Raw genomic sequence first — 2,614 nt, forward strand, 5'->3', positions numbered from 1 at the left:
CACCTCATATCCGCCGTACAAGTGCCTCGACCGCCGATCGGATCGGCGGGCTGCAGCTTATGTCAAAGGCCATTGTCAGCAATCATGAGAGTGGGGTTTTCAAGAGCGGAAGTCCGCGCAAACGGTTGGCTCGCCTACCCTCAACTCTCGCGTCTAGCCCAAGTCGCGCCCTTAGACATGAGTCAGCAAGCGTTTCTGGCCAGATGCAAGAGTCTGCATGAAATTTCGCAGTGCGTGCCGGATGGGTTCCTCAAATCCCTCTTGGAAAAAGCTGGATGCGCCCGAGCAACAGTTAAACAACTCGGAGGTTTCAAGCTATTAGAAAGCCTCTTGAATATCATCGAACGCCTAAATGCCAACGAGGAACTTAGGGATGCCTTCCAAAGCGAGGTAGAGCCCGAGGGTTGGCGTAGCAGGAATGCCGCAATGGCACCTCTGTTTCTAAATAATGATCTAAGAATCGCTGACGCACACGAAACGATTGGGGAGACTTTGCAAACGCTCCGGAAACTTGGATTTGATACCGCGAACCTAAACGACGGATATGGCCGAGCTTTGGATTCCGTTACAGATGGCGTTATCGACGGATTTTCGCGGATAAATCATGCAATTGTCGACTTGTTAAGTCGTTAGAGCCCCCTTCACCGATACCTCGCCTGGTTCCACTTGTGGCCGAGCAGCGACAGGATGATGATCAGGCCGTTGAAGAACTGGACGTAGAAGCCGCTCAGTCCCGCCGCCACGACGCCGGTCTGGATGAAGGAGACTGTGACGGCGCCGATCGCGCCGCCGACGACGGTGCCGATGCCGCCCCAGGTCGGGGTGCCGCCGACAAACACCGATGCCAGCACCGGCAGCAGGTAGCCGTCGCCGGCCGTCGGCCACCAGGTGAAGTTGATCATCACCGAAAAGGTGCCGGCGATCGCCGCGCCGATGCCGACGAAGACGAACACTTTTACGCGCACGCGCTTGACATCGATGCCCATCTGCTGGGCGCTGTCGGGATTGTCGCCGACCACCTTGACCTGCGCGCCGAAGCGATGGCGGTTGTAGAGCAGCGCCGACAGCACGACGAAGGCGATGGCCCAGAAGATCTGCACCGGAATGCCGTAGAGCTGGCTGGAGAAGATCTTGTAGGCCCAACTGTCGGCAAGGCCGGTCAGCGCCGTCGACCTGCCCTCGTTGATGATCTGGATCAGGCCGCGCAGCAGGAAATTCATGCCGAGCGTGGCAATCAGCGACGACAGCCCGCCATAGACGACCAGCGAGCCGACCAGGAAGCCGAGCAGCATGCCGGTGACGATTGCGGCGGCGATGCCGAGGAACGGGTCGTAGCCGGCCTGCACGACCAGCGCAAACACCCAGGAGGCAAAGCCCATCGTCGCCGGAAACGACAGGTCGATCTCGCCGCAGGTGACGACGAAGACCAGCGGCACCACCACGAACAGCGCCACCGGCAGCGTGGTGAGTACGGAGCTGTAGAGATACCAGGTGGTGAAGACGATCGGGTTGGCGATCATGAACACCGCCATCATGACGATGAACACGGCAAGCGTGCCGAGCGCGGCGCGGTTGTCGAGGATGAACCCGCGCAGCCAATTGTCGGACGGGTGTCTCCACTCTTTCCCGGCGGTTTCGCCATGCGTGCCGCCGAGGGGGCTCTGCAGATCGGGTTCCATGGTCTTGCTCATCGTGCCGCCCTCCCCGCATCGCCCGCGTCGTGCAACCCCGGCAATCCGCTGGGGTGGGCGACGTCTTCCATGAAATTGATCAGGTCTTCGGCCGACTTGACCTCGCTGCGGTCGGCGGTGAGCGCGACCTTGCCGCGGTCCAGCACCACGAAACGATCGGCGATATCGAAGACGTGGTGGATGTTGTGGCCGATGAACAGGATCGAGCGTCCGCTCGCCCGCACCTGGCGCACGAAGTGGAAGACCTTGGCGGTCTCGGTCAGCGATAGCGCGGTCGTCGGTTCGTCGAGGACTATCAGCTCCGCCTTCTTGTAGATGGCCCGCGCGATCGCCACGCCCTGGCGTTCGCCGCCCGAGAGCTGGCCGACGATCGACTGTGGCGTGAACACTTTCGAGGTGAAGCCGATCTCGCGCATCAGCCGGCTCGCCTCCGCGATCTCCTTGTTGACCTTCAGCCAGCCAAGCCAGCCGGTGAGCTCGCGGCCCATGAAGATATTGCGCACGATCGTCTGCTGCACGGCGAGCGCCCGGTCCTGGAACACGGTCTCGATGCCGGCGTCGCGCGAGCGCGCAGGGCTCCATCCGGTCACCGGCTTGCCGCGGACGAGAATCTCGCCGCTGGTCGGTTTGACCACGCCGGACAGGATCTTGATCAGCGTCGACTTGCCGGCGCCGTTGTCGCCGATCAGGCCGACCACCTCGCCGCGATCGACGCTGAGATTGACCCCGCCCAGCGCATAGACCTGGCCATAGGACTTGCTGATGTCGCGCAGTTCGATGATGCGTTCGGCCATGGCGATCCTCGCTTGATTGTCGCGTGCCGGCTTTTTCGCCGGCGGTCCCGCCCGCCGGGGGCGCGGACCCGCCGACCGCGTGGGGGGGACACGCCGCGCCGCGTGGGGGGCCCGGCGGCAGGCGGGGGT

The 2,614-nt window shown here is 62.5% G+C and carries 2 protein-coding genes and 1 pseudogene; 1 reads left to right on the forward strand and 2 read right to left on the reverse strand.

What is annotated here, in order from left to right; genetic code table 11:
• A pseudogene (locus NKJ08_RS38375) lies at positions 1-633 on the forward strand (hypothetical protein); the annotation flags it as partial.
• Between the two features lie 8 nt (positions 634-641).
• Here the strand turns inward: NKJ08_RS38375 and NKJ08_RS38380 are convergent.
• Both NKJ08_RS38380 and NKJ08_RS38385 read right to left on the reverse strand, forming a co-directional pair.
• Positions 642-1,691 carry an ABC transporter permease gene (locus NKJ08_RS38380; protein WP_352524346.1) on the reverse strand — a complete coding sequence of 350 codons (1,050 nt, stop codon included), beginning with the start codon at positions 1,689-1,691 and terminating at the stop codon, positions 642-644.
• Positions 1,688-2,485 (reverse strand): ATP-binding cassette domain-containing protein, encoded by a 798-nt coding sequence (locus tag NKJ08_RS38385; RefSeq protein WP_352450092.1) that lies wholly within the window; start codon positions 2,483-2,485, stop codon positions 1,688-1,690. The genes NKJ08_RS38380 and NKJ08_RS38385 overlap by 4 nt, the downstream gene beginning before the upstream one ends.
• Positions 2,486-2,614 lie beyond the last annotated feature (129 nt).

The sequence above is a fragment of the Mesorhizobium sp. M0244 genome, from assembly GCF_040321795.1.
In the GTDB taxonomy this organism is placed as follows: domain Bacteria; phylum Pseudomonadota; class Alphaproteobacteria; order Rhizobiales; family Rhizobiaceae; genus Mesorhizobium.

Bases quoted from the DNA above. Each gene is read 5' to 3' on its own strand.
- NKJ08_RS38380 (WP_352524346.1), bottom strand. From the start codon at position 1,691: ATGAGCAAGACCATGGAACCCGATCTGCAGAGCCCCCTCGGCGGCACG.
- NKJ08_RS38385 (WP_352450092.1), bottom strand. From the start codon at position 2,485: ATGGCCGAACGCATCATCGAACTGCGCGACATCAGCAAGTCCTATGGC.